This window comes from Kitasatospora sp. NPDC057936 (genome assembly GCF_042887525.1).
Classification (GTDB): domain Bacteria; phylum Actinomycetota; class Actinomycetes; order Streptomycetales; family Streptomycetaceae; genus Kitasatospora.
In genome coordinates, this window is the sequence record NZ_JBHVPD010000006.1 from 114,232 (window position 1) to 139,379 (window position 25,148).

At 73.1% G+C, this 25,148-nt stretch carries 23 protein-coding genes and 1 pseudogene; 13 read left to right on the top strand and 11 right to left on the bottom strand.

Annotated elements, in window-relative coordinates:
- Positions 1-12: 12 nt before the first annotated feature.
- From uraH to ACFVU9_RS05415, 4 genes are all read right to left on the bottom strand, one after another.
- Positions 13-348 carry a hydroxyisourate hydrolase gene (gene uraH / locus ACFVU9_RS05400; RefSeq protein WP_380437816.1) on the bottom strand — a complete coding sequence of 112 codons (336 nt, stop codon included), beginning with the start codon at positions 346-348 and terminating at the stop codon, positions 13-15.
- Positions 349-501: 153 nt separating this feature from the next.
- Positions 502-1,005: a 2-oxo-4-hydroxy-4-carboxy-5-ureidoimidazoline decarboxylase gene (uraD, locus tag ACFVU9_RS05405; RefSeq protein ID WP_380437818.1), complete on the bottom strand. Its 504-nt coding sequence runs from the start codon at positions 1,003-1,005 to the stop codon at positions 502-504.
- A 228-nt stretch (positions 1,006-1,233) separates the two neighbouring features.
- Positions 1,234-1,614 carry a helix-turn-helix domain-containing protein gene (locus tag ACFVU9_RS05410; protein ID WP_359957717.1) on the bottom strand — a complete coding sequence of 127 codons (381 nt, stop codon included), beginning with the start codon at positions 1,612-1,614 and terminating at the stop codon, positions 1,234-1,236.
- Complete coding sequence (locus ACFVU9_RS05415) at positions 1,611-1,898, bottom strand: thiamine-binding protein (protein ID WP_380437953.1); 288 nt, start codon at positions 1,896-1,898, stop codon at positions 1,611-1,613. The genes ACFVU9_RS05410 and ACFVU9_RS05415 overlap by 4 nt, the downstream gene beginning before the upstream one ends.
- A gap of 213 nt (positions 1,899-2,111) precedes the next feature.
- Between ACFVU9_RS05415 and ACFVU9_RS05420 the strand changes: the two genes are divergently transcribed.
- From ACFVU9_RS05420 to ACFVU9_RS05470, 11 genes and pseudogenes are all read left to right on the top strand, one after another.
- Positions 2,112-2,957, top strand: coding sequence for a hydroxypyruvate isomerase family protein (locus ACFVU9_RS05420; protein WP_380437820.1), 846 nt, complete (start codon positions 2,112-2,114; stop codon positions 2,955-2,957).
- 116 nt (positions 2,958-3,073) lie between these two features.
- Complete coding sequence (locus ACFVU9_RS05425) at positions 3,074-3,961, top strand: 2-hydroxy-3-oxopropionate reductase (protein WP_380489476.1); 888 nt, start codon at positions 3,074-3,076, stop codon at positions 3,959-3,961.
- Positions 3,962-4,356: 395 nt separating this feature from the next.
- On the top strand, positions 4,357-5,499 hold the full coding sequence (locus ACFVU9_RS05430; protein ID WP_387590159.1) for a glycerate kinase: 1,143 nt from the start codon (positions 4,357-4,359) through the stop codon (positions 5,497-5,499).
- A 195-nt stretch (positions 5,500-5,694) separates the two neighbouring features.
- Complete coding sequence (allB, locus tag ACFVU9_RS05435; RefSeq protein ID WP_380489470.1) at positions 5,695-7,086, top strand: allantoinase AllB; 1,392 nt, start codon at positions 5,695-5,697, stop codon at positions 7,084-7,086.
- Between the two features lie 63 nt (positions 7,087-7,149).
- Positions 7,150-8,205, top strand: a pseudogene (gene alc / locus ACFVU9_RS05440) (allantoicase); the annotation flags it as partial.
- Positions 8,206-8,485: 280 nt separating this feature from the next.
- Positions 8,486-9,946, top strand: a complete 1,461-nt coding sequence (locus tag ACFVU9_RS05445) for a catalase (RefSeq protein WP_380489468.1) — start codon at positions 8,486-8,488, stop codon at positions 9,944-9,946.
- Positions 9,947-10,215: 269 nt separating this feature from the next.
- Positions 10,216-10,995, top strand: a complete 780-nt coding sequence (locus ACFVU9_RS05450; RefSeq protein ID WP_380437830.1) for an IclR family transcriptional regulator — start codon at positions 10,216-10,218, stop codon at positions 10,993-10,995.
- A 205-nt stretch (positions 10,996-11,200) separates the two neighbouring features.
- Positions 11,201-12,130: a metal-dependent hydrolase gene (locus ACFVU9_RS05455; protein WP_387590164.1), complete on the top strand. Its 930-nt coding sequence runs from the start codon at positions 11,201-11,203 to the stop codon at positions 12,128-12,130.
- Between the two features lie 185 nt (positions 12,131-12,315).
- Positions 12,316-13,404, top strand: coding sequence for a PDR/VanB family oxidoreductase (locus ACFVU9_RS05460; RefSeq protein ID WP_380499839.1), 1,089 nt, complete (start codon positions 12,316-12,318; stop codon positions 13,402-13,404).
- Between the two features lie 60 nt (positions 13,405-13,464).
- Positions 13,465-14,403 (top strand): M24 family metallopeptidase, encoded by a 939-nt coding sequence (locus ACFVU9_RS05465; RefSeq protein ID WP_387590167.1) that lies wholly within the window; start codon positions 13,465-13,467, stop codon positions 14,401-14,403.
- Entirely contained in the window at positions 14,400-16,142 is a 1,743-nt protein-coding gene (locus ACFVU9_RS05470; RefSeq protein WP_387590169.1) for an SDR family oxidoreductase, read from the top strand. Before ACFVU9_RS05465 ends, ACFVU9_RS05470 begins: the two co-directional genes overlap by 4 nt.
- An 89-nt stretch (positions 16,143-16,231) precedes the next feature.
- On the opposite strand, the gene ACFVU9_RS05475 is transcribed toward ACFVU9_RS05470, so the two are convergent.
- Positions 16,232-16,429, bottom strand: a complete 198-nt coding sequence (locus tag ACFVU9_RS05475) for a hypothetical protein (protein ID WP_387590172.1) — start codon at positions 16,427-16,429, stop codon at positions 16,232-16,234.
- Positions 16,430-16,482: 53 nt separating this feature from the next.
- Between ACFVU9_RS05475 and ACFVU9_RS05480 the strand changes: the two genes are divergently transcribed.
- Positions 16,483-17,103, top strand: coding sequence for a LysE family translocator (locus tag ACFVU9_RS05480; RefSeq protein ID WP_380437839.1), 621 nt, complete (start codon positions 16,483-16,485; stop codon positions 17,101-17,103).
- Positions 17,104-17,127: 24 nt separating this feature from the next.
- On the opposite strand, the gene ACFVU9_RS05485 is transcribed toward ACFVU9_RS05480, so the two are convergent.
- Complete coding sequence (locus tag ACFVU9_RS05485; protein WP_387590175.1) at positions 17,128-17,421, bottom strand: hypothetical protein; 294 nt, start codon at positions 17,419-17,421, stop codon at positions 17,128-17,130.
- A 161-nt stretch (positions 17,422-17,582) separates the two neighbouring features.
- Between ACFVU9_RS05485 and ACFVU9_RS05490 the strand changes: the two genes are divergently transcribed.
- Positions 17,583-17,876 (top strand): hypothetical protein, encoded by a 294-nt coding sequence (locus ACFVU9_RS05490; RefSeq protein WP_380437843.1) that lies wholly within the window; start codon positions 17,583-17,585, stop codon positions 17,874-17,876.
- Between the two features lie 54 nt (positions 17,877-17,930).
- On the opposite strand, the gene ACFVU9_RS05495 is transcribed toward ACFVU9_RS05490, so the two are convergent.
- The 5 genes from ACFVU9_RS05495 to ACFVU9_RS05515 form a co-directional block, all read right to left on the bottom strand.
- A complete protein-coding gene (locus ACFVU9_RS05495) occupies positions 17,931-19,115 on the bottom strand; it encodes an XdhC family protein (protein ID WP_380489449.1) in 1,185 nt (394 codons plus the stop codon).
- Between the two features lie 123 nt (positions 19,116-19,238).
- Positions 19,239-20,720 carry an NCS2 family permease gene (locus ACFVU9_RS05500; protein ID WP_380437847.1) on the bottom strand — a complete coding sequence of 494 codons (1,482 nt, stop codon included), beginning with the start codon at positions 20,718-20,720 and terminating at the stop codon, positions 19,239-19,241.
- Between the two features lie 317 nt (positions 20,721-21,037).
- Positions 21,038-23,404, bottom strand: a complete 2,367-nt coding sequence (gene pucD / locus ACFVU9_RS05505) for a xanthine dehydrogenase subunit D (protein WP_380437849.1) — start codon at positions 23,402-23,404, stop codon at positions 21,038-21,040.
- Complete coding sequence (locus ACFVU9_RS05510; protein ID WP_380437851.1) at positions 23,401-23,889, bottom strand: (2Fe-2S)-binding protein; 489 nt, start codon at positions 23,887-23,889, stop codon at positions 23,401-23,403. Before ACFVU9_RS05510 ends, pucD begins: the two co-directional genes overlap by 4 nt.
- Positions 23,886-24,773, bottom strand: a complete 888-nt coding sequence (locus ACFVU9_RS05515; RefSeq protein ID WP_380489444.1) for an FAD binding domain-containing protein — start codon at positions 24,771-24,773, stop codon at positions 23,886-23,888. The genes ACFVU9_RS05510 and ACFVU9_RS05515 overlap by 4 nt, the downstream gene beginning before the upstream one ends.
- Positions 24,774-25,148 lie beyond the last annotated feature (375 nt).

Genomic DNA, 25,148 nt, shown 5'->3' on the forward strand with positions numbered 1-25,148 from the left:
CAGGTCGGTCTACTAGCTTCCGCGGTAGACCGAGTATCCGAACGGGTTCAGCAGCAGCGGCACGTGGTAGTGGTGCTGCGCGGGCGCGACCGTGAAGACGATCGAGACCTCGGGGAAGAACGGCGTCTCCGCGGACCGCCGCGCGTAGTACGCGGCGGTGTCGAAGAGCAGCCGGACGACCGAGCCCGCCTCCACGGCCGGCAGGTCCTTGGCCCGGCCGTCGGAGTCCGTGGCGGAGGTGCCGAGCACCTTCCAGCCACCCTCGGTGTGCAGTGCGAGCTCGACCGGGACGCCCTCGGCCGGGCGGCCGAGGCTGGTGTCGAGCACGTGGGTGGAGATGCCAGTCATGGGTGAAGTGACCTTACTGATGGCAGATGTGGGGTTGCTTCGCCGAGCGCGGCGCGGCCTCACGATGATCTGACGAATCGTCAGAAACGAAGATCCGTCGGGTCGGTCGTGGATCGTGCCGGGAAACGGAACTGACGATACGTCAGAACCGGCTCAGGACTCGTCGAGCAGCCGGTTGATGCGGATGTCGTTGATCTTGCGCAGCTCGCCCCGGACGATCTCCGCCTCGGCGGCGGGGTCGTTGGGGTGGCGCTCGCGCAGGGCGGCGAGCATGGTGGCCGCGGTACGGCCGGTCGCGCAGATCAGGAACACGTGGCCGAACTTCGCCTCGTAGGCGGCGTTGGCCTCGTGCAGTTCGTCGAGGAGCGCTTGGTCCACGCCGTGGATGCCGGCCTGTTCGCGCTCGGAGGTGGCGTCGCCCGCCTTGGGCTTGCCGATCCGGGCGTGGCCGGCCATCGCGTCGTGCAGGTCCGCGACCGTCAGCGACCGCATCGCCGCCGCGTTGGCGGCGAGCAGGGCGCTGCGGTCCGACCAGGGCTTGGCCTCCGCGACGGCGGCGGCCCAGCGGGGGCTGGAGCAGATCTCCAGCAGGATCGCCTCAAGCTCGGCGGCGTCGGCCGCCGCGAGGGCGTCGAGGGCGTGGGGGTGGTTGGTCACAGGTGGACCTCCTGAAGAGTGGTGCCACCCGCACAAGCTAGATCGGCCCCACCCGGCCGTCAACACTTTGTTTAACGGTTGGTGGTTACGTTTTGGGCGGGCCCGTGTTGCCGGGCCGTTTCGTGTGCGATTCGCCAAGTGTGCCCCGCCGGAGGGCGGCCCACACTGGAACGCACCGGCGGGGCTGCCCGTTTTGGGAGGGTTCCGCCGGCGGTGCCCACGGGTGCCTCAGGAGGACTTCGAGCCGTCCTGGCGGTTGAGGTAGTTGTACACGGTGAAGCGGCTGACGCCGAGCGCCGAGGCGACGGTCTCGACCCCGTGGCGGACGGTGAAGGCGCCGCGCTCCTCCAGGAGGGCGACGACCCGCTGCTTCTCCCAGCGGTCGAGCTCGGCCAGCGGGCGGCCGTCGAACTGGCGGGTCATCTCGGCCAGCAGCCGGTCCAGCGCGCTGCTCAGGTGCGGCAGCCGGACGGCGAGCGCCGGGGCGCCCTCCCACTCCAGGACGACGTCCTCGGCCTTCGCCTCGCCCAGCGGGACGGGCGTCGCGCCGACCGCGTCCAGCAGCGGCTTGACGGCCGCGGCGAGCGGGTGTTCCACGTGCTCGGTCACGGCGTACCGCCCTCCTCCCGCGTCGCGTCGGCCACCGCGCCGCCGTTGCCCTCGCCGTCGCCCAGCACGCTGACCTGGACCGAGATCCGGGTCGCGCCGGCGTCCAGGGTCTCGCGGAGCAGCCTGGTCACCGCGGTGAGGACCTGGTCGGCCTCGCCCTCGGCGCCGGTCCCGAAGGGGCCGACCGAGACGGCCAGGCCGGCCTCGTCGACGACCTTGCGGGCCGCCGCGGCGTGCTCGGGGAACGTGTCCAGCTCGAACGGTTCTGTCGTGAACTCCACCATCAATCGCACCCGCTCACTGTAGCGAGCGGGGGTGGGGCGGGGCAGGCCCTGGGTGATCGGACAGCGCCGGGCCCCTCGCGGAGGGGTTTCCGGGCCACTTCAACAAATTGTTGCGGCGGCCTTGACAGTCGATCGGCGGGGCGGAGATGCTTCCACCACGCAGAATCCCTCTTCCGGATTGTGGAAGTTGAGGATGTCGGAAGAGAGTGAGAGGTGAGTGACGTGACGGCAGCTTCCCGGCACAGCTTCACGGTCAACCTGTCGATCCTGTTCGGTGAGCTCCCGCTGCTGGAGCGCCCGGCCGCTGCCGCCGCCGCCGGCTTCACGGCCGCCGAGCTGTGGTGGCCCTTCGGCGAGGAGCACGCCCCCTCGCAGGCCGAGCAGGACGCGCTCCGCAAGGCCTTCACCGACGCGGGCGTACGGCTCACCGGCCTCAACTTCCTGGACGACCTGAGCAAGGGCGTCCGCGGTACGGTCTCGGTGCCGGCCGACAAGGAGCGCTTCCGGGCCAACGTCCCGGTCGCCGCCGAGCTCGCCGCCTCGCTCGGTGCCACCGCGCTCAACGCGCTGTACGGCAACCGGGTCGAGGGCGTGGACCCGGCCGAGCAGGACGCGCTCGCGCTGGAGAACCTGGTGCTGGCCGCGAAGGCCGCGCACGAGATCGGCGCGATCCTGCTGATCGAGGCCCTCAACGTGGTCGAGTCCCCGGACTACCCGCTGGTGTCGGCCCCCGCCGCGGTCGAGATCGTCGACAAGGTCAACGCGGCCACCGGGCTCGGCAACGCCAAGTTCCTCTGCGACCTCTACCACCTGGCCAAGAACGGCGAGGACCTGGCGGCCGTCATCGACACCTACGCCGACCGCATCGGCCACGTGCAGATCGCCGACAACCCGGGCCGCAACGAGCCCGGCACCGGAGAGCTGGACTTCGAGGACCTCTTCGCCCGCCTCTCCGCCGCCGGCTACACCGGCTCGATCGGCCTGGAGTACCGCCCCTCCACCGGCGTCAGCGCCGACAGCTTCGGGTGGCTGCCGCGCGAGCTGCGCGCCGCGAAGTAGCGCCGCGCCGCGAGGCGGCACCGCGCCACCGGGCGCGCCGCGCCGCGAGCGCGCCCCGGCCCGTCCCGCGGGCCGGCCACCCGGCCCTCCCCACCTACGTACAAAGGAACGACGCGATGAGCCGCAAGATCGCCTTCGTCGGCCTCGGCATCATGGGCAAGCCCATGGCCATCAACCTGGTCAAGGCCGGGCACGACGTCACCGGTTTCGACCTCTCCCAGGACTCGATCGACGCCGTCGTCGCGGCCGGCGGCCGGGGTGCCGCCAGCATCGCCGAGGCCGTCAAGGACGCCGAGGTCGTCATCACCATGGTCCCGGCCGACCCGCACGTCGAGGCGGTCATCCTCGGCGAGGGCGGCGTGCTGGAGAACGTGAAGGCCGGCACCCTCGTGATCGACATGTCCTCGATCACCCCGCAGACCTCCATCAAGGTCGGCAAGGCCGCCGTGGAGAACGGCGTGCGCGCCCTGGACGCCCCGGTGTCCGGCGGCGAGGCCGGTGCCGTCGAGGCCGTCCTGTCCATCATGGTCGGCGGCGAGGCCGCGGACTTCGCCGAGGCGAAGCCGCTGTTCGACGCCCTCGGCACCACGGTGGTCCACGTCGGCCCGGCCGGCGCCGGCCAGACCGTCAAGGCCGCCAACCAGCTGATCGTGGCCGTCAACATCCAGGTCCTGGCCGAGGCCGTGGTCTTCCTGGAGAACGCGGGCGTCGACCTCGCCGCCGCGCTGGACGTGCTCGGCGGTGGCCTGGCCGGCTCGACCGTGCTCAACCGCAAGAAGGCGAACATGCTCAACCGCGAGTTCGCCCCGGGCTTCCGGATCGACCTGCACCACAAGGACATGGGCATCGTCACCGACGCCGCCCGCGCCGTCGGTGCCGCGCTGCCGGTCGGCGCCGTGGTGGCCCAGCTGGTCGCCTCCGCCCGCGCCAACGGCGACGGCTCGCTCGACCACTCGGCGCTGCTGCGCGGCGTCGAGCGGCTCTCGGGCCGCGAGGTCAAGTAACCCGCCGGGCTCCCCCCCGGGGGAGCCCGCACAGACTCCTCCTGGTGGCGTGTACCTATCCGGTCGTGCCCGCGCCACCAGGAGGCCAGGCCCGACCGGCAGCCGGGCCGGGGCTCATCCGCCCGCCTGCCGGTCGACCCAGCCGGTGACGCGTCCTCCCTGTCGGGGGCACTTCGGTCGTGCCAGTGACGCGTCGCCCGGCCCCCTCCCTGCCGAGGGGAGCCCCTCGTACGTCGGAAGCGGGACGAGGGGAACGGCGGGAGGGGGCCGCCCTCCGGGGCAGCCCAGCTCAGTGCCGGCCCTGACCGGCATCGTCCGGGCAGGGGATGGCACCCCCGGGCCGCCCGGGCCCAAGCTTGAAGAACCAGCCGCACCCGTACGGAGAGGACCGCGCCATGCCCGCCACCCCCCACCAGGGCCATGTGGTCGTAGCTCCCGACAAGTTCAAGGGCACCCTGGAGGGCGCCGAGGTCGCCGCCCGGATCGCCGCCGGCATCCGCCGCGCCGCGCCCGGCACCGAGGTGCGCGAACTGCCCGTCGCCGACGGCGGCGAGGGCACCCTGGCCGCCGCGCTCGCGGCCGGCTTCACCCGCGTCCCGGCCAAGGTGGCCGGCCCCACCGGCCTGCCGGTGGACGCCGCGCTCGCGGTGCGGGACGACACCGCCGTGGTCGAACTGGCGCAGGCCTCCGGCCTGGCCCGGCTCCCCGGCGGGCGCACCGCCCCGCTCGCGGCCGGCTCCTTCGGCGTCGGCCAGCTGATCGGCCGGGCGGTCGCGCTCGGCGCCAAGCGGATCGTGCTCGGCCTCGGCGGCAGCGCCTGCACGGACGGCGGCGCGGGCGTGGTCCAGGCGCTCGGCGTCAGCCTGCGCGACGCGGACGGCAACGAACTCGCGCCCGGCGGCGCCGCGCTGCGCAGGCTCGCGACGATCGACCTCGGCCCGCTGGCCGACGTGCTGGCCGGCGTCGAGGTCGTCGTGGCCTGCGACGTCGACAACCCGCTGCTCGGCCCGCGCGGCGCCACCGCCGTCTACGGCCCGCAGAAGGGCGCGGACGGCGACGACCTGGTGGTCCTGGAGGAGGGCCTGACCCGCTTCGCGGACAAGGTCGCCGAGGCCGCCGGGCGGGACGTGCGCGAGGCCCCCGGCGCCGGGGCCGCGGGCGGGGTGGGCTTCGCCGCCCTCGCCCTGCTCGGCGCCACCATGCGACCCGGTATCGAGCTGCTGCTCGAACTGCTGGGTTTCGACGAGGCCGTGCGTGGGGCACGCCTCGTCGTCACCGGCGAGGGCTGCCTGGACGCGCAGACGCTCCACGGCAAGGCCCCCGCCGGCGTCGCCGCGGCGGCCACTCGGGCGGGGGTTCGGGTGGCCGCTGTGGCGGGGCGGCTGGAACTGTCGGAGAGCGAGTGGCGCTCGGCCGGCTTCACCACCGCGATCGCCCTCACCGACCTGGCCGAACAGCCCGGCGACAGCATGACCAAGGCCGCCGAACTGGCCGAGACCGCGGGGGAGCGGCTGGCCGGGGCACTGCTGAGCGGCTGAGCCGTGCACCCGCGTACGCGTGGCGGCCAGGGCGCGCGAACACTCGTACGTTCCTCCATTGACGTTTTGTTGAAGGCGGGCCTAGGCTCCCGGCAATCCTTCGGTTCCCTCCTTCTCCGAGCGCCCCGGACGACCGCCCACCCCGGCCGGTCCGGCGTCCCCGCACCCCCAACTCCCAGGTTTCGGAGGTCCCCCATGCCTGTCAGCCAGCCCACGGTGATCCGCTCCCGGCGGGTGGTCCTGCCCGACGGCGAGCGCCCCGCGGACGTGCTGATCCGAGACGGGAAGATCGCGCAGATCGCCGCGCACGGCTCGCTCCTCGCCGGTGACCGCCGGCTCGTCGACCTCGGCGACACCGCGCTGCTCCCCGGCCTGGTCGACACCCACGTGCACGTCAACGAGCCCGGCCGCACCGAGTGGGAGGGCTTCGCCACCGCCACCCGGGCCGCCGCGGCCGGCGGCGTCACCACGATCATCGACATGCCGCTCAACTCCGTCCCGCCCACCACCACCGTGGACGGACTGGCCGTCAAGCGGAAGGCCGCCGAGGGCCAGACCTGGGTCGACCTCGGCTTCTGGGGCGGCGCCATCCCCGGCAACGCCGCCGACCTCGAACCCCTGCACCGCGAGGGCGTGTTCGGCTTCAAGAGCTTCCTCGCCCCCTCCGGCGTCGACGAGTTCCCGCACGTCGAGGCGGCCGACCTGGAGACCGCCCTGGCCGAGCAGGCCCGGATCGGTGCCCTCGCGATCATCCACGCCGAGGACCCCGCCGTCCTCGCCGCCGCCCCGCAGCAACCCGGCGTCCACTACCGGGACTTCCTCGCCTCCCGCCCCGCCGACGCGGAGACCGCGGCCGTCGCCCGGCTGCTCGACACCGCCCGGCGCACCGGCGCCCGCGTCCACATCCTGCACGTGTCCTCCGCCGCCGTCCTGCCGCTGCTGCGCCAGGCCCGCGAGGACGGCGTGCGGGTGACCGCGGAGACCTGCCCGCACTACCTGACCCTCGCGGCCGAGCAGGTGCCGGACGGCGACACCGCGTTCAAGTGCTGCCCGCCGATCCGCGACGAGTCCAACCGCGACGCGCTGTGGGCGGCCCTGGCGGCGGGCGAGTTCATCGCCGTCGTCTCCGACCACTCGCCGTCCACCCCCGACCTCAAGCTGCTGCCCGCGCACGGCGGCAGCGGCGACTTCGCCGCGGCCTGGGGCGGCATCGCCTCCCTCCAGCTCGGCCTGCCGGCCGTCTGGACCGAGGCCCGCCGCCGCGGCCACACCCTCGGCGACGTCGTGCGCTGGATGGCCTCCGGGCCGGCCGAGCTGGCCGGCCTGAGCGCCACCAAGGGCGCCATCGAGGTGGGCCGCGACGCGGACCTGGTCGCCTTCGACCCGGACGGCGAATTCGCCGTCCACGCCAACGAGTTGCACCACCGCAACCCCGTGACCCCGTACGCCGGGCTGACCCTGGCCGGCGCCGTGCGCACCACCTGGCTGCGCGGCCGGGTCGTGGACACCGCCGCCGAGCCGTTCGGCCGGCAGCTGGCCCGCCCGGCCGCCCCCGCCCCCGCGGCCGCCCCGCCCGGGTCGAACTGACCCGCGCCGCCCGGCCCGCACCCACCCGCACCGACTCGCACCGACTCGAACCGAGGAGACGACGTGACCACCGCCGACACCCCGAGCGCTCCCTTCACAGAGCTGGTCAACCTGGCCTCCCGGCTGCTGGGCGCGGGCGTCGTCGCCACCAACGAGGACACCTTCGCCGACGCCGAGAACCTGCTGGTCGCCAAGCCCGCCGAGTTCCGCCCGCACACCTTCGGCCACAAGGGCCAGATCATGGACGGCTGGGAGTCCAAGCGCCGCCGCGGCGTCTCGGCCGACCAGCCGCACCCCACCGACCAGGACCACGACTGGACGATCGTCCGGCTGGGCACCGGCGGCGTGATCCGCGGCGTGATCGTCGACACCGCCCACTTCACCGGCAACTACCCGGAGAGCGCCCGCGTCGAGGCCGCGTCCGTACCGGGCCGGCCCTCGCCCGAGGAGGTCGCCGCCGCGGAGTGGACGACGCTGGTGCCGCGCACCGCGCTCAAGGGCGACACCGTCCACGAGTTCGCCGTCGAGGACGACACCCGCTACACCCACGTGCGCCTGAGCATCTTCCCGGACGGCGGCGTCGCCCGCCTGCGCGTGCACGGCGAGGTGCTGCCCGACCCGCGCGAGCTCGACGGCCTGACCTTCGACCTCGCCGCCCAGGAGTACGGCGGCGTGGCCGAGGCGGCGTCCGACCGCTACTTCTCCTCCCCGCACAACCTGAACGCTCCCGGTCGCGCCTCCGTCATGGGCGAGGGCTGGGAGACCCGGCGTCGGCGCGACAAGGCCAACGACTGGGTGCAGATCGCCCTGGCCGGGGGCGGTGAGGTCCTGGCCGCCGAGGTGGACACCACCCACTTCGTCGCCAATGCCCCCGGCTGGGCCGACCTCGTCGGCTTCGACGCCTCCACGGGCGGGAACCCCTCCGAGGGCGCGGACGGCGAGTGGTTCGAGATCCTGCCCCGCACCCGCCTGCAGCCCGACACCCGCCACCGCTTCCGGCTCGACGTCGGCCGACCGGTGACCCACGTGCGCATCAACGTCTACCCGGACGGCGGCCTCGCCCGCCTGCGCCTCACCGGCCGGCTCACCGAGGCGGGCCGCGCGGCCCTCGCGCTGCGCTGGTTCAACGCCGTCCCGGCCGCCGAGGCCGCCGCCGCGCTCGCCGAGGCAGGCCTGAGCGCCGACGAGGCCGCCGCGCTGACCGCCGCCCGCCCGCTGGCCGACCCGGCCGCGGCCACCGCCGCCGTCGCCGCGCTCCAGCCGTCCGACGGCCCCGACGGCGAGCACTCCTCGCGGCGCCGCTCGGCGCTCTGGCGCCTGCTCGGCGTCTGAGCCCCCGCCCGGTCCACCTCCTCCCCTCGTCACGCACCGCCTGTTCCGACACCTGAAGGACCCCTCCATGTCCAAGATCCTGACCACGGAGTCCGGCGCCCCGGTCGCCGACAACCAGAACTCGGCCTCGGCCGGCGAGTACGGCCCGCTGCTGATCCAGGACCAGCAGCTGCTGGAGAAGCTCGCCCGCTTCAACCGCGAGCGCATCCCGGAGCGCGTGGTGCACGCCCGCGGCTCCGGCGCCTACGGCTACTTCGAGGTCACCGACGAGGTCTCGCAGTACACCCGGGCGGACTTCCTCTCCGAGGTCGGCAAGCGCACCGAGGTCTTCCTGCGCTTCTCCACCGTGGCCGGCGCCCTCGGCTCCAGCGACGCGGTGCGCGACCCGCGCGGCTTCGCGCTGAAGTTCTACACGGGCGAGGGCAACTACGACCTCGTCGGCAACAACACCCCGGTCTTCTTCATCAAGGACCCGGTGAAGTTCCCCGACTTCATCCACTCGCAGAAGCGCGACCCGTACACGGGCGTGCAGGAGGCCGACAACGTCTGGGACTTCTGGGCCCACTCGCCGGCCTCCACCCACCAGATCACCTGGCTGTTCGGCGACCGCGGCATCCCGGCCTCCTACCGCCACATGAACGGCTACGGCTCCCACACCTACCAGTGGGTCAACGCCAACGGCGACGCGTACTGGGTGAAGTACCACTTCAAGACCAACCAGGGCATCCGCTCCCTGGACGGCGACCAGTCCGCCGAGGTGCTCGGCGCCGACGCCGACTCCCACCAGCGCGACCTCCACCAGGCCATCGAGCGCGGCGTGTTCCCGTCCTGGACCCTCTACGTCCAGCTGATGCCGGTCGCCGAGGCCGCGGACTACCGCTTCAACCCCTTCGACCTCACCAAGGTGTGGCCGCACGCCGACTACCCGCTGGTCAAGGTCGGCCGCCTGGTGCTCAACCGGAACCCGGAGAACGTCTTCGCCGACGTCGAGCAGTCCGCGTTCTCGCCGAACAACTTCGTGCCCGGCATCGGCCCGTCCCCGGACAAGATGCTCCAGGGCCGCCTGTTCGCCTACGCCGACGCCCAGCGCTACCGCCTCGGCGTCAACCACACCCTGCTGCCGGTCAACGCGCCGCGCGCCACCGAGGCCAACAACTACGGCCGCGACGGCTTCATGGCCGCCAACAGCGCCGGCCGCGCCAAGAACTACGAGCCCAACTCGTACGACGGCCCGGCCCAGACCGACAACGCGCTCGCCGCGCCGGTCAAGCTGGACGGCCACACCGGCACCTACACCACGCCGGCCCACACCAAGGACGACGACTTCTTCCAGGCCGGCGAGCTCTACCGCCTCATGTCGGCCGGCGAGAAGACCCGCCTGATCGACAACATCGCGGGCTTCCTGGCCCAGGTGACGCGCGACGACATCGTCGAGAAGAACCTGGCCCACTTCCACGCCGCCGACGAGGAGTACGGCGCCCGCCTGGAGGCGGCCGTCGCCAAGCTCCGCGCGGGCGACGAGGGCTGACGCGGGCTCCGCCCCCTCCGCTCCTCCTCCACCCTCACCGGCCGCCGGGGCCCGCACCCCGGCGGCCGCACGACGGGCCTTCCCCCTGGGCAGTGGGGGAGGGCCCGTCGCGGCGTTTTCCGCCCCCGCGTGCCTCCGTGCGCCGCCCGGCAAATCCGTGAATACGGAGCTGCACGGAATATTCACGGAGAGCAGTTGCCGGAGCCTTCGGGTCGATAGGCTGGAGGACGCCCGCGGTCGCTCCGTGGGGGACATCGGAAGGGGACGACATGTCGACACCAGCCCCGGGTCGTCACGCCGCGCTGGACCAGGGACTGCCCGGTCCGTTCACCTCCCTGCAGCACGCCCTCAGACTGCTGGAAGCCGTCGACCGGCACTCCGACGGCGCCACCCTGGTCGCCCTCGCCCGGGAGACCTCGCTCGGGCTGCCCACCGTGCGCCGGCTCGCGGAGATCCTGGAGATCGAGGGCTACCTCCAGTGCCAGGACGGCGGCTGGGTGCTCGGCGGCACCTTCGCGCTGCTCGGCCAGCACAACCGGGAGCAGCTCGTCCGCGCCCGGCTCAACCGCAAGCTCGCCGAGATCCGCGACGAGCTGGGCGCCGCCGTGTACTTCGGCCGCTACCACGACGGGGAGCTGACGGTCGAGGCGGTCTCCTCGTCCGAGTACGCCCCGCCGGTGCACGAGTGGGTGGACTTCCGGGCCACCGCGCACGCGAGCGCGATCGGCAAGTGCCTGCTCAGCCAGCTCGACTCGGACGGCCGGCGCGACCACCTCTCCCGCCACCCGGTCGCCCGGCTCACCTCCCGCACCGTCACCGACGCCGACCAGCTGATGCACCGTCTGGAGCGGCAGCCGGCCACCGTCCCGGTGCTGGACATTCAGGAGTACGCGCTCGGCACGGTGTGCGCGGCCGTCCCGGTGACGGCGGGCAGCACGGTCGGCTGCCTGGCGATGTCGATGCCGGTGGACAACGTGCACCGGCTCAGGGCGGCGGCCGAACTGCTCGCGGCCCGGGCGGCGCCGGTGATGCTGGCGATGGCGGTCTGAGCGCCGCGGTCCGTTCGACGGAGCCCCACCGGAGAACCGGTGGGGCTCCGCGCGTTTCCCGGGGCGTTCTCCGGCGCACATCACTTATTAGACTCGATGTCGATAAGAGCCGCCGAAACCCTTGTCCCCGTCGCTACCCGCGAGTACGTTTCCCTGAGTCGAGCCGCCGCCCCGAGCCGCCGCCCCCAGGTCAGGAGGGCCCGCCATGCCCCGATCCACCCCCGTTCCCGCCCTCGCCGCCCCTGCGGCCCGCGTGCACGAGAGCCTCGTCCTGGAGCCCCGGGACGTCCGCTTCGACTGGGCCGCCCTCCCGCTGCACTGGATCCCCGACGAGCCGATGGCCACCCACGTCATCAACGTGCTGCACCTGCTGCTGCCCGAGGGGGAGCGCTGGTTCGTCAAGGTGTTCAAGGAGGCGCTGCCGCTGATCCGGGACGAGCAACTGCGCGAGGAGGTGCTCGGGTTCATCGGCCAGGAGGCCATCCATGCGGAGGCGCACCAGGAGGTCCTCGACCACCTCCTCGGGCAGGGGCTCGACCCGCGTCCGTACGTGCGGCAGATCGCCTGGCTGTTCCGGCGCGTGCTCGGCGACAAGCCCGGCCTGTCGCCCGCCCGGCGGCGCGAGAACATCATCGAGCGGGTCGCGTTCATCGCGGCCATCGAGCACTTCACCGCCTTCCTCGGCAACTGGGTGCTCAACTCGCCCGGCCTGGACCGCGCCAAGGCCGACCCGACGATGCTCGACCTGCTGCGCTGGCACGGCGCCGAGGAGGTCGAACACCGCAGTGTGGCCTACGACCTGATGGTCCACCTCGACCCGGGCTACCTGCGCCGGATCCGCGGGATGGCCGTCTCCGGGCCGCTGCTGGTGCACCTGTGGGTGCGCGGCGCCCGGTTCATGCTCGCCGCCGACCCCACCCTGGACGGGCGGATCAAGCCCACCTGGCGCGAGGCCGGCCGGATCGCCAAGCGCGGGCTGCTGCCCGACCCGGTCAACTCGATCCGCTCGGGCCTGCGCTACCTCAAGCCCGGCTACCACCCGACCCAGGAGGGCTCCTCCAGCCAGGCCCTCGGCTACCTCGCGACCTCCCCGGCCGCCCGCGCCGCGGCGGTGGCGGTGGCGGGGAGCGGGTGACGGGGGTGGCTGACAGGTGACGGCCGACAGATTTCAGATAACAAATAACAGAAAACGTTATCTGTTATCTGAAATCTGAAAGTTGTCAGCCGTCAGCCGTCGGCGGTTGCCCGCCACGAGCCACCAGCCGCCCCCCGCGCGCGCCCGCCCGCCCCCGCCCGCACCGACGCCAAGGACCCCGCCGGATGGACCTGCTCAACCCGCCCCCCGACCTCTACGGCCGCCCCGGCGCCGACGGCTTCATGCGGCGGCTGACCGCCTTCGGCGACCGCTACTCCCCGGCCCTCGGCGGCCCGCTGCTGCGCCGCAACCCCCGCCGCCCGCTCAGCCGGCCCACCCCGCTGCTGCAACTGGTCGTCGCCGCCCGCCGCGAACTCGCCACCGACGTCGTCGAGTTGACGCTGGCCGACCCCTCCGGCGGCCCGCTGCCCGGCTGGCAGCCCGGCGCCCACCTGCGGCTCGCCCTGCCCTCCGGCCGCGAGCGCCACTACTCCCTCAGCGGCGACCCCGCCGACCCCGCCACCTACCGGATCGCCGTCCGCCGGCTCCCCGGAGGCGGCGGAGGGTCCGCCGAGATCCACGACACCCTCCACCGCGGCACCCGCCTCACCGCCCGCCGCCCCCGCAACGGCTTCGCGTTCTGCGCCGAGCCCACCGTCCTCCTCCTCGCCGGCGGCATCGGCATCACCCCCCTCCTCCCCATGGCCCGCGAGGCGCAGCGCCACGGCCTCGACTGGCGGCTCGTCCAGGTCGGCCGCAGTGCCGACACCCTCCCGTACGCGGACGAGCTGCGCGCCCTCGACCCGCGCCGGGTTGTGCTGCGCACCGACGACGAGCACGGCGGCGTCCCGACGGGCGACGAGCTGCTCGCGCACGCCCCGCGCGGCGCGGCCGTCTACTGCTGCGGGCCGGCCCCGATGCTGGCCTCCGTCCAGCGGGCGCTGGACTCCTCCCCGGCCGGGGCCCTGCACTTCGAGCGCTTCGGGGCCGCCCCGATCACCGGCGGCAAGCCCTTCACGGTGCGGCTCGGTGCGGACGGTCCGGCGCTCGACGTGCCGGCCGACCGGTCCGCCCTGGACGTGCTGCGCGAGGCCCGGCCGGACCTCCCGTACTCGTGCCACCAGGGTTTCTGCGGCACCTGCGAGGTCCGCGTGCTGGCCGGCGGCCCCGAGCACCGGGACCGCCGCCTCACCCCCGAGCAGCGGGCCGCCGGCGCCCTGCTGCCCTGCGTCTCCCGGGCCGCCGAGGGCGAGACCCTCGTCCTGGACCTCTAGCCGGACCCCTGACCCCCAGGCGCCCCCCACGAGCGTGCTCGACCTGCAGAAGGAGCCCCGATGCCCCCGACGGCGAAGCTGCCCCCGACGGCGAAACCGACCCCGTCCTTCCCGTACGACGAGCGCGACCTCGCCCGGTTCCGCGAGACGCAGCAGCTCGCCTACGACTGCGCCGAGGAGGTCGCCGCCTGGATCGAGGCGGGCGTCACCGAGCGGCAGGCCACCGCCGAGCTGCGCCGGCGCCTGGTGGCGGCCGGCGTGCAGGATTTCTTCCACGTCCCGTTCGCGTGGTTCGGCGACCGGACGGCGTTCCGGCACTTCCGCACCCCGCTGCAGTTCTTCGCGGGCAACCGCCGCCTGGAGGAGGGCATGCCGTACGTCCTCGACTGCGCGCCGATCGTCGACGGCTACACGGCGGACATCGGCTACGGCGGCAAGGTCGGGGAGAACCCGGTCTGGGACCGCCTCGCGGCCGACCTGCGGGTCTACCGGGAGCTGATCCTGGCCGAGGTGCGGGCCCGCCGCCCGCTGGCCGAGGTGTACGCGGCCGTGGACGCGCAGCTCGCCGAGCACGGCTACGACAACCGCCACCGGGTCTACCCTGGCCGGGTGATCGGCCACCAGGTGACGAGGACGACCGCGCGCGGCCCGGCCGGGGTCACCGTCTTCGGCTTCGGCGTGCGCACCCTGCAGACCCTCGGCCGCGAGCTGGTCTCCGAGCGCCTGCACGGCCGTTCGCCGCTGTGGGCGGACGGCCGCTCGTCGCGGCACGCGCCCACCCCGGGGCTGTGGGCGGTGGAGCCGCACATCGCCTTCCGGGGCGTGGGCATCAAGTTCGAGGAGCTGCTGGTCGTCACCGAGGACGACGCCTACTGGCTCGACGACGACCTGCCGCACGTCCGCCGCTGGACGTCCGGGCCCACGTTCCAGTCCGCGCCCACGTCCGACCCCACCTCCGAGCCCACGCCCGAGCCCACCGCCCTGGAGACCGCCCGATGAGCGAGAGCCCGATGAGCGAGAGCCCGAAGACCCGCCGGACCGTCCGCTCCGGCGGCCTGCCGCTCGCCGTCTACGAGCAGGGCGACCCGGACGCCCCCACCGTCCTCCTCGTGCACGGCTACCCCGACACCCACGCCGTCTGGGACGACGTCGCCGACGACCTCGCCCGCGACCACCACGTGGTGCGCTACGACGTCCGCGGCGCCGGCGCTTCCGGCGCCCCCGCGACCCGCGACGGCTACCGCCTGGAGCAGCTCGCCGACGACCTGTTCGCGGTCGCCGACGCGGTCAGCCCCGGGCGCCCGGTGCACGTCGTCGCCCACGACTGGGGCTCGGTCCAGTCCTGGGAGGCCGTCACCTCGCCCGGCGCGGAGGCCCGGATCGCGTCCTACACGACGATGTCCGGGCCCTGCCTCGACCACATGGGGTACTGGCTGCGCCACCGGCTGCGCCGCCCCACCCCGCGCCACCTCGGGCAGCTGCTCCACCAGGGCCTGCACTCCTGGTACATCACCGCGTTCCACCTGCCGTTCCTCGGCCCGGGCGTGTGGCGCCTCGGCCTCGCCCGCGCGTGGCCGCGGGTGCTGCGCGACCTGGAGCACGTCACCCCCCGCCCGGGCCACCCGCAGCCGGGCCTGCGCCGGGACGCGGTGCGCGGCATCGAGCTGTACCGGGCCAACTTCCGCTCCGCGCTGGGCAGTCCGCGCGAGCGGCCGACCGAGGTGCCGGTCCAGCTGGTGACCCTCACCCGGGACCGCTACGTCGGCACCTACCTCTCCGAGGGCCTGGAGCGCTGGGCCCCGAACCTCACCCGACGGACGCTGCGGGCCGGCCACTGGTCGGCGCTGCTGGAGAAGGGAGCGCACGTGGCCGGTATGGTCCGCGAGTTCACGGCGAAGGCGGAGGCGGGCGACGGGCGTCCGGCGAAGGGCGACGGCCCGCTGGTCGTCGTCACCGGCGGCGGCAGCGGCATCGGCCGGGCCACCGCGCTCGCCTTCGCCGAGGACGGCGCCCGGGTGGTGGTGTGCGACCTCGACCTCGCCGCGGCCGAGCGCACCGCCGAACTGGCCTCCCTCATCGGCCCGCAGGCCCACGCCTACCGGGTGGACGTCGCCGACGGCGCCGCGGTGGACGCCTTCGCGAAGGCCGTGGCCGCCGAGCACGGCGTGCCCGACGTCGTGGTCAACAACGCGGGCATCGGCCACTCCGGGACGTTCCTGCAGACCACCGAGCAGGAGTGGCGGCGCGTGCTGGACGTCAACCTGTGGGGTGTCATCCACGGCTGCCGCGCCTTCGCGGCCCTGATGGCCGAGCGCGGCGAGGGCGGCCACATCGTCAACGTCTCCTCGGCCGCCGCCTACCTGCCGTCCAAGGCGCTCACCGCGTACGCGACCAGCAAGGCCGCGGTGTTCATGCTCTCCGACTGCCTGCGCGCCGACCTCGCGTCCCACGACATCGGGGTCTCCACGATCTGCCCCGGCATCGTGAACACCAACATCACCCGCACCTCGACCTTCTCCGCCACCACCGCCGACGAGCAGGCCGCCAAGCAGGCCCGCGCCGCCCGGCTCTACGCCCGCCGCGGCTTCCCGCCGGAGAAGGTGGCCGCCGCGATCCTCCAGGCCGTCCGCACGAAGAAGCCCGTCGTCCCCGTCACCCCCGAGGCCAAGGCCGCCCGCCTCCTCAGCCGCCTCAGCCCCGCCCTCCTGCGCCTGGCCGCCCGCCTGAACGTGACCTGAGGCCGGTACGGGTCTGCGACAGTGGGTGCGCACCGCACATCGCGGCCTGGTCCTGCCAGTGCGGCGGAGGATCGCGGGTGACGGAGGGTTTACGTCCTGCTCGATTCCCGTGTCCGTTCGCGCTCTTGCCTGGCGCGCGCATACGCCACGGCTGTGTCGGCCCAGACGTCGTCTGTGGTCGCAGTCCCGACCGGGCGATGGACGGCAGTGAAGAAGGGTTCGTCCCAGGTGCGCTGCGACCGGGCGGCGAGGTCGGCGGTGCCGGCGGCGGCGTGCTGGTCTGCCATGTGTGCAGGGTACCCGCGCAAGCCGTCGTGGTTCGTCCGTACCATGGCGGCCCATGGAGATGACGACTGCCCTGTGGTCCTTCGCCCTCGTCGTGGGGTTGTTGACGCTCACGCCCGGACTGGACACCGCGCTCGTGCTGCGGACGTCCGCGCTGGCGGGGCGGCGGCAGGCGTGGGGGGTCGTGCTCGGCATCCAGACGGGGACGCTGGTCTGGGGGACGCTCACGTCGGCCGGGGTCACGGCGCTGCTGACCGCCTCGCAGGTGGCGTACGAGGTGCTGCGCTGGGGCGGGGCCGCGTACCTGGTGTGGATGGGCGTCGGGATGCTGCGCAGCCGCGGGGTGCAGGCCGCGGAGGAGGAGGCGCCGGCGCGGGGCGGGTTCCGGTACGGGTGGCGGCGGGGTGCGCTGACCAACCTGCTGAACCCGAAGGTCGGGGTGTTCTACGTCGCCGTGCTTCCGCAGTTCATCCCGTCGGGGGCGCCGCACTTCGCCGCCGGGGTGGCGCTGACCTGCGTCCACGTCGTGGAGGGCGGGCTGTGGTCGGCGGTCCTGGTGGGCTTCGCGCAGGTGGTGCGCGGCTGGCTGCGCCGTCCGTCGGCGCGCCGGCTGATGGACCGGGTGACGGGCACGGTGGTGGTGGGGTTCGGGCTGAAGCTCGCGCTGTCCGACTGAGCGGACCGGGCCGGCCGCCGGCCGCTAGCGCCCCAGCCGCGACAGCCCCTCGCGCAGGTCCTCGGGGTTCATGCAGATGTGGGTCTGCACGGTCGCGTTGAACTCCAGCCAGAACGGTTCGCAGATGGACGGCAGGGCGGCCTCGTCCGGGACGTCGACCACGATGATCTGGGCGCGGTGGCCGTTGCGGTTGAAGAAGTAGGCCGCTTCGGGCTTGAGGGCGGCCATGATCCGTTCGAACCTCTCGCCGACCGTGCCGTCGGCGATCAGCTTGTTCGTGGTCGCGGTGTCGATTTCGATGTCCAGCAGGACGCGCATGGCAGGTGCTCCTTGCCCGGGCTCGGGGTGAGTCCGCAACTCCAGCCTCGCGCCGGCCACCAGGGGCCGCAACGTCACCCGCGTGGCGGCCGGTGGGTGGCCGCGGCGGGCGTGGCGGGCTGCACTGGTTGGGCCACTGCCCAGCCGAGAAGGAGCCCGCTATGGCGATCGTTGTGACCTTCGACATCCCCGGTGTGACCCAGGCCCAGTACGACGGGGTGATCAAGGCCCTGACCGGCAGCACCACCGGCTTCAACCTGCCGTCCGACCTGCCCGTCGCGGGCATCGTGTCGCACGTGGCCGGTCCGACGGCGACCGGCTGGCACGTCACCGACGTGTGGGAGAGCCGCGAGGCGTTCGACCGCTTCGCCGAGGTGCTGCGGCCGATCCTCCAGGACGTCGGCATCCCGGCCGACCCGCCGCAGGTCTTCGAGGCCTACCGCGTCGTGCGCTGAGCCGGTCCGTCAGCCGGCGCCCGTCGGCGTCGGCCGGCGAGCCGCCCTCGCCCGTCAGGCGGCGTGCGTGCGCGGTGCCTGGCTGTCCGCGGGTTCCGCCGCCGCCACGTCGTGGTGGATCGGCCCGCTGCCGGCGCTGAGCGGGAGGCAGCTGCCGCCGCGCCGGTGGGCGATGATCTCGGCGGCGACCGAGACGGCGGTCTCCTCGGGGGTGCGGGCGCCGAGGTCGAGGCCGATGGGGGAGCGCAGCCGGGCGATCTCGGCGTCGGTGAGGCCGACCTCGCGCAGCCGGGCGTTGCGGTCGCGGTGGGTGCGGCGGGAGCCCATCGCGCCGACGTAGCCGACGGGCAGCCGCAGGGCGCGCTCCAGGAGGGGGATGTCGAACTTGGCGTCGTGGGTGAGGACGCAGAGCACGGTGCGCCCGTCGATCCGGTCGAGCTGGGAGTCGAGGTAGCGGTGGGGCCAGTCGACGACGACCTCGTCGGCGTCGGGGAAGCGCCGGGCGGTGGCGAAGACGGGCCGGGCGTCGCAGACGGTGACGTGGTAGCCGAGGAAGCGGCCGATCCGCACGACGGCGGCGGCGAAGTCGATGGCGCCGAAGACGATCATCCGCGGCGCGGGCACGTAGGACTCGACGAAGCAGGTCACGGTGCCCTGGTCGTGCTCGTCGCAGGGGCGGCCGTCGAGGCCGAGGACGATCCGGCCGGTGCGTCCGGCGTCGAGCATGGCGCGGGCCTCGGCGACGATGGCCCGCTGGAGCCCGCCGACCGTCGAGGGGGCCGGGGACAGTGCCCCGGTCGCGCCGTCGGCGGTGACGGCGAGCGTCGCGCCGACGAGTCCGCCGGGTCCGGCGATGATCCGGGCGAGCGCGACGGGCGTGCCGGCGGCGATGTGGGCGATGCCGGCGTCGAGGCCGGGGTCGGCCCCGGGCACGACCGGCTGGACGAACACGTCGAGGATCCCGCCGCAGGTCAGGCCGACGGCGAAGGCGTCCTCGTCGCTGTAGCCGAAGCGTTCGAGGACGGGTTCGCCGCTCGCGATCGCGCTCTGGCACAGCTCGTACACGGCGCCCTCGACGCAGCCGCCGGAGACGCTGCCGATCGCCTCGCCGTCCGCGTCGACGGCGAGGGCGGCGCCGGGGTCGCGGGGCGCGCTGCCGGAGACGCCGACGACGGTGGCCACGGCGAAGGAGCGCCCGGACGCGTGCCAGGCCTGCAGCTGGTCGGCGATGTCCTGCATGTCGGGAGGCTCCTTACACGTTTCGACAGTAGCGGGGGCGCCGCCGTACGGGAAACGATCCCGTACGGCGGCGTTGGTGTGCGAGCGGTCACCGTGCCGCAGTTGGCCGCCCGCGCGCCGCGGCTAGTGCACGCCCAGCCAGGACTTGATCGGCGAGAGCGCGAAGTACACGACGAACACGCCGGTGAGGATCCACATCAGGACGCCGGGCTCGCGCCACTTGCCCTGACCGGCCTTGATGACCGTGTACGAGATGACACCGGCGGCCACGCCCGCGGTGATGCTGTAGGTGAACGGCATCAGGACGCAGGTGAGGAAGGCCGGGATGGCGACCTCGCGGTCGGACCAGTCGATGTGCCGGGCCTGGCTGAGCATCATCGAGCCGATGACGACGAGCGCGGCGGAGGCGACCTCGACCGGGACGATGCCGGCCAGCGGGGAGAAGAACAGCATCAGGGCGAACAGGCCGCCGGTGACGGTGGAGGCGAGTCCGGTGCGGGCGCCGTCGCCGACGCCGGTGGCGGACTCGACGAAGACCGTCTGGCCGGAGGCGCCGGCCAGGCCGCCGACCGCGCCGCCGGCGCCGTCGATGAACAGGGCCTTGGACAGGCCCGGCATGCGGCCCTGCTTGTCGGCCAGGCCCGCTTCGGTGCCGACGCCGATGATGGTGGCCATCGCGTCGAAGAAGCCGGCGAGCACGAGGGTGAAGACCGCGACGGAGGCGCTGATCGCCCCCATGCCCTTGCCGCCGAAGGCGCCGAAGAGGTCGACGTGGCCGAAGAGGCTGAAGTCGGGTGCGGCGACCGGGCTGCCGGGCCACACCGGGACGGAGTTCGCCCAGGCCTTGGCCGGCACGTGGGCCAGCTTGTTGACGACGATGGCGACCACGGTGCCGCCGGCGATGCCGATCAGGATCGCGCCGCGCACGTTGCGCGCCATCAGCACGAAGATCGTCAGCAGGGTGAGGCAGAAGATCAGGACGGGCCAGCCGGAGAGCTCGCCGAAGGGGCCCAGCGACAGCGGGGTGGGGCCGCCGGTGTGCACGAAGCCGGCCTTGTAGAGGCCGATGATGGTGACGAACAGGCCGATGCCGATGGTGATCGCGTGCTTGAGCGGCAGGGGTATGCCGTTCATGATCTTCTCGCGCAGGCCGGAGACGACCAGCAGGACGATCAGCAGGCCGTAGATCACGCACAGGCCCATGGCCTGCGGCCACGTGGTGTGCGGGACGACCAGGGCGGAGACCGCGCCGGAGACGGAGAGCCCGGCGGCGAGGGCCAGCGGCACATTGCCGACCACGCCCATGAGGATCGTGGTGACGGCGGCCGCGAGGGCCGTCGCGGTGGTCAGCGCCGCGTGGTCGAGCTTCACGCCGGTGACGTCCGCGCCGCTCAGGATGAGCGGGTTGAGCAGGATGATGTACGCCATCGCCATGAAGGTGGTGAGACCACCGCGTAGTTCGTTGGCGAGCGTCGATCCCCGGGCCGAGATCTTGAAGTACGCGTCGAGCGCGCTGTTCGGCCGTGCTGCCGGGACCGACGTGGGGGTGTCGTCCTCGGCGGGTCTGTCTTCGGTGGTGCCGGGTTCCGTGGGGATCCGGGTCATGTCCACTCCCAAGGTTCAAAGGGGGTTGGGGTGGGCGAGCCGACCTGACTGCCAGGCAACGAATCCGGCGCAGGGGGACTAATCGACTCACTGGGCGCACTCTGTGGCTGTGCCGGCGGTGCGTAGGTGGTGCGCACCGCTGCAGAACCCCGGCGTGGGAGAGGCAGCGGGACAGTGCGTTCGCGTATCGGCTTGTGGTGCATGGGAGTCGCCTCAACTGCGAGGTGGGGGTTGGTGCTGGTGGTGCCGGGTGGTGCTGCCCCGGGGCGGCGGGGAAGACGGTCGCCGCCCCGGGGACGTCCGGTGAACGGCCGGGGTCAGCCGGGCTGTTCGGTGGTCAGGTGCTCGGGGCGGACCGGGATCCGCTTGAGCGCGAGGCCGGTGGCGTTGCGGATGGCCGCCACGATCGACGGGGTGGCCGAGACGGTCGGGGCCTCGCCGACGCCGCGCAGCCCGTAGGGGGCGTTGGGGTCGGGCAGTTCGAGGATCTCGACCGGGATCGGCGGGGTGTCGAGGATGGTGGGGATCAGGTAGTCCGTGAAGGAGGCGTTGCGCACCTTCCCGTCCCGGACGATGATCTCCTCCATGACGGCGAGGCCGAGCGCCTGGGTGCAGCCGCCCTGGATCTGGCCGACCACGGAGAGCGGGTTGAGCGCCTTGCCGACGTCCTGGACGGCGGTCAGCTCGACCACCTTGACCAGGCCGAGCTCGACGTCGACGTCGACGACCGCGCGGTTGGCGCAGAAGGTGTACTGGACGTGGCCGAAGCCCTGTCCGGTCTCCTTGTCGAACGCCTGGGTCGGGCGGTGGTGGTGCTCGCGGGTGAGGTCGATGGCCTCGTCGCCGAGCAGGTCGACCATGGAGACCAGCGGGCCCGCGCCCTCGGAGACGACCTTGCCGCCGACGAGGGTGATGTCGTCGTGCAGCCAGCCGTAGCGGCGGCGGCCCTTGTCGATCAGCGCGCGCTTGACCGCCTCGGCGGCGAGCTTGACGGCGCCGCCGGTCATGTAGGTCTGGCGCGACGCGGAGGTCGAACCGGCCGACCCCACCTCGGTGTTGGCCGGGTGGATGGTGACGAGCTCGACGCCGAGCTCGGTGCGGGCGATCTGGGCGTGCACGGTGACGCCGCCCTGGCCGACCTCCGCCATCGCGGTGTGCACCATGGCGACCGGCTCGCCGCCGATCACCTCCAGGCGCACCCGGGCGGTGGAGTAGTCGTCGAAGCCCTCGGAGAAGCCGACGTTCTTGATGCCGACGGAGTAGCCGACGCCGCGCACGATGCCCTCGCCGTGCGAGGTGTTGGACAGCGCGCCGGGCAGCTGGCGCACGTCCAGGTGGGCGGTGTCCAGCGGCGGGGGCAGCGGCATGTCCTTGACCCGCTGGAGCAGGTCGGCCACCGGGGCCGGCGAGTCGATCTGCTGGCCGGTGGGCATGAAGTCGCCCTCGGCCATGGCGTTGAGCTGGCGGAACTCGACCGGGTCCATGCCCAGTTCGGCGGCGATCCGGTCCATCTGCGTCTCGTAGCCGAACGCGGCCTGCACCGCGCCGAAGCCGCGCATCGCCCCGCAGGACGGGTTGTTGCTGTAGAGCGCGATGGCGTGCATCTTGACGTTCGGGATCACGTACGGGCCGTGGCCGAGCGAGGCCGCGTTGCCGACGACGGCGGGGGAGGCGGAGGCGTAGGCACCGCCGTCCAGCACGATCCGGCAGTCGGCGAAGACGAGCTTGCCGTCGCGGGTGACACCGTGCTCGTAGTGCATCTTCGCCGGGTGGCGGTGCACGTGGCCGTAGAAGGACTCGTCGCGAGCGTAGACGATCTTGACGGGCTTGCCGGTGTGCTGCGCCAGCAGGCACGCGTGGATCTGCATCGAGATGTCCTCGCGGCCGCCGAAGGCGCCGCCGACACCGGCGAGGGTGAGCCGGACCTTCTCCTCGGGCAGGTCCAGCACCGGGGCCATCTGCTCGCGGTCGACGTGCAGCCACTGGGTGGCGATGTACAGGTCGATGCCGCCGTCCTCGGCGGGCACGGCGAGGCCGGACTCCGGGCCGAGGAAGGCCTGGTCCTGCATGCCGACCTCGTAGTCGCCGCTGACGATGACGTCCGCGAGCGCGCGGACCTCGTCGGTGACGCCGAGGCCGGAGACCAGCTTCTGCTCGTGGCAGATGTTGCCGTAGCCGTGCGACTTGAACTCGTGCGGCTCGTGCACGTAGCCGTGGGTCTCCGGGTCCAGGCACTGCTCCTCGGTGACGATCGGGGTGAGCACCTCGTACTCGACCTTGATCTTCTTCACCGCGCGGCGGGCCGTCTCCGGGTGGTCGGCCGCGACCAGCGCGATCGCCTCGCCGTGGTAGCGGACCTTGTCGATCGCGAGGGCCGGCTGGTCCTGGATCTCCAGGCCGTAGAACTTCGAGCCCGGGATGTCCTGGTGGGTGAGGACGGCGTACACGCCGGGCACCTTGAGCGCCTCGGAGATGTCGACGCCGAGGATGTTGGCCCGGGGGTGCGGCGAGCGCAGCGCCATACCCCACAGCATGTCCTCGTGCCACATGTCGGACGAGTAGGCGAACTCGCCCTTGACCTTCAGGTTGCCGTCCGGGCGCAGCGGCGAGCCGCCGATGCCGTCCTTGGACGCCTGGTCGATGTTCTGGAGGTTCTTCTGCCCCTGGATCGTGCGCGTGCTCATTCCGCAGTCCCCTTACCGGCGCACTTGCGGGCGGAGGCGAGCCGCACCGCGTCCATGATCTTCTCGTAGCCGGTGCAACGGCACAGGTTGCCCGACAGCGCCTCGCGGATGTCGTTGTCGCTGGGCTGCTCGTCGCGCTCCAACAGGGCGTCGGTCTGCACCAGCAGGCCGGGGGTGCAGAAGCCGCACTGGACGGCGCCGGCGTCGATGAACGCCTGCTGGACGAGGCCGAGCTCGCCGTTCTCGTCGGCCAGGCCCTCGACCGTGCGGACCTCGCGGTCCTGCACCTGGCCGGCCGCGACCAGGCAGGAGCAGACCGGCACGCCGTCGAGGTAGACGGTGCAGGAGCCGCACTCGCCCTGCTCGCAGGCGTTCTTGGAGCCGGGCAGGCCGACCCGCTCGCGCAGCACGTACAGGAGGCTCTCGCCCTCCCACACGTCGTCGGCCTCGACCGGCTTGCCGTTGGCGGTGAAAGTGACCCTCATGCCGCGCTCCTGATCTGCTTGCTGTAGTCGTTCCAACACCAGGTGAGGGTGCGGCGGGCCATCACGGCCAGGGAGTGGCGCCGGTACTCGGCGGTGCCCCGGACGTCGTCGATGGGGGAGGCCGCGGCCTTCACCAGCTCGCCGAAGCGCTGGATCACCTCGGTGCCCAGCAGGCCGCCGGACTCCCAGAGGCCGCGCTCGGCGAGGACGCCCTGGAGGTACTCCTCGGCCTCGACGGCGCGGCGCGGAGTGGGGGCGGCCGAGCCGATGCCGGTGCCGACGGTGCCGTTCCTGGGGTGCAGGGCGAAGCCGAAGGCGCACACCGCGATGACCATCGCGTTGCGGGTGCCGATCTTCGAGAACTGCTGGGGGCCGTCGGCGACCGGGATGTGCACGGCCCGGATCAGCTCGTCGGCCGCCAGGCTGTTGCGCTTCACGCCGACGTAGAACTCGTCGATCGGGATCATCCGGGTGCCGCGCACGGAGGCCGCTTCGACGAACACGTCCCGCCCGGCCGCCAGCAGCGCGGGGTGCGCGTCACCGGCCGGGGAGGCGCCGCCGAGGTTGCCCCCGACACCGCCCCGGTTGCGGATCTGCGGCGAGCCGACGGTGTGGGCCGCCAGCGCGAGGCCGGGCAGCGGACCGGACAGCTCGTCGATGATCCGGGCGTAGGGGACCGAGGCGCCGAGCCGCACGACGTTGCCGTCGTTGGACCATTCGGTGAGCTCGGTGATGCGGTTCAGGTCGAGAATCGCGGATGGCCGGTGCACGTCGAAGTTCATCTCGACCATGACGTCCGTACCGCCCGAGATGGGCAGCGCGGTCGGGTACTCAGCCTTCGCCGCGAGTGCCTCGTCCCAGGTAGCGGGCCGAAGGAACTCCATGCGGGTGTCTCCTCAAGTCGTCGCCGGCCGGACGGGTGGGCTGGGTGCCCGGAACCCGGTGTTCGGGACCTGCCCACCGTGTCGTCGCCTCGGCGTCGGATCCCGGTCACCGGGCTGTGTCCGGCGGCGTGTGGCCAGTGAACCGCTGTGACGGGGCCCACTGGCAGTCACCGATGGCATGAAGCCCCGGCTGTGGTCCCGCCCGGCATCCTGTACGTTCCTCTAAGGAGGACAACGTCGCAGTCCAGCTAATCACCAGGCGCTACCTACGACCGTAATCCGGCCGTGATTCGGGAGCTACGGGCCCGTGACCCGCCGTCCCGGACGGACGTAACGCCAAGCACGGATGTTCGGGCACACTGTCACCCCCGGCAG

Coding starts and splice junctions, on each gene's coding strand:
- ACFVU9_RS05415 (WP_380437953.1), bottom strand. CDS start 1,898: ATGGTGGAGTTCACGACAGAACCGTTCGAGCTGGACACGTTCCCCGAG.
- ACFVU9_RS05500 (WP_380437847.1), bottom strand. CDS start 20,720: ATGACCCGGATCCCCACGGAACCCGGCACCACCGAAGACAGACCCGCC.
- ACFVU9_RS05515 (WP_380489444.1), bottom strand. CDS start 24,773: ATGGAGTTCCTTCGGCCCGCTACCTGGGACGAGGCACTCGCGGCGAAG.
- allB (WP_380489470.1), top strand. CDS start 5,695: ATGCCTGTCAGCCAGCCCACGGTGATCCGCTCCCGGCGGGTGGTCCTG.
- ACFVU9_RS05510 (WP_380437851.1), bottom strand. CDS start 23,889: ATGAGGGTCACTTTCACCGCCAACGGCAAGCCGGTCGAGGCCGACGAC.
- ACFVU9_RS05465 (WP_387590167.1), top strand. CDS start 13,465: ATGCCCCCGACGGCGAAGCTGCCCCCGACGGCGAAACCGACCCCGTCC.
- ACFVU9_RS05490 (WP_380437843.1), top strand. CDS start 17,583: ATGGCGATCGTTGTGACCTTCGACATCCCCGGTGTGACCCAGGCCCAG.
- ACFVU9_RS05470 (WP_387590169.1), top strand. CDS start 14,400: ATGAGCGAGAGCCCGATGAGCGAGAGCCCGAAGACCCGCCGGACCGTC.
- ACFVU9_RS05450 (WP_380437830.1), top strand. CDS start 10,216: ATGTCGACACCAGCCCCGGGTCGTCACGCCGCGCTGGACCAGGGACTG.
- ACFVU9_RS05460 (WP_380499839.1), top strand. CDS start 12,316: ATGGACCTGCTCAACCCGCCCCCCGACCTCTACGGCCGCCCCGGCGCC.
- ACFVU9_RS05475 (WP_387590172.1), bottom strand. CDS start 16,429: ATGGCAGACCAGCACGCCGCCGCCGGCACCGCCGACCTCGCCGCCCGG.
- uraH (WP_380437816.1), bottom strand. CDS start 348: ATGACTGGCATCTCCACCCACGTGCTCGACACCAGCCTCGGCCGCCCG.
- ACFVU9_RS05495 (WP_380489449.1), bottom strand. CDS start 19,115: ATGCAGGACATCGCCGACCAGCTGCAGGCCTGGCACGCGTCCGGGCGC.
- ACFVU9_RS05425 (WP_380489476.1), top strand. CDS start 3,074: ATGAGCCGCAAGATCGCCTTCGTCGGCCTCGGCATCATGGGCAAGCCC.
- ACFVU9_RS05445 (WP_380489468.1), top strand. CDS start 8,486: ATGTCCAAGATCCTGACCACGGAGTCCGGCGCCCCGGTCGCCGACAAC.
- ACFVU9_RS05485 (WP_387590175.1), bottom strand. CDS start 17,421: ATGCGCGTCCTGCTGGACATCGAAATCGACACCGCGACCACGAACAAG.
- ACFVU9_RS05480 (WP_380437839.1), top strand. CDS start 16,483: ATGGAGATGACGACTGCCCTGTGGTCCTTCGCCCTCGTCGTGGGGTTG.
- ACFVU9_RS05455 (WP_387590164.1), top strand. CDS start 11,201: ATGCCCCGATCCACCCCCGTTCCCGCCCTCGCCGCCCCTGCGGCCCGC.
- pucD (WP_380437849.1), bottom strand. CDS start 23,404: ATGAGCACGCGCACGATCCAGGGGCAGAAGAACCTCCAGAACATCGAC.
- ACFVU9_RS05430 (WP_387590159.1), top strand. CDS start 4,357: ATGCCCGCCACCCCCCACCAGGGCCATGTGGTCGTAGCTCCCGACAAG.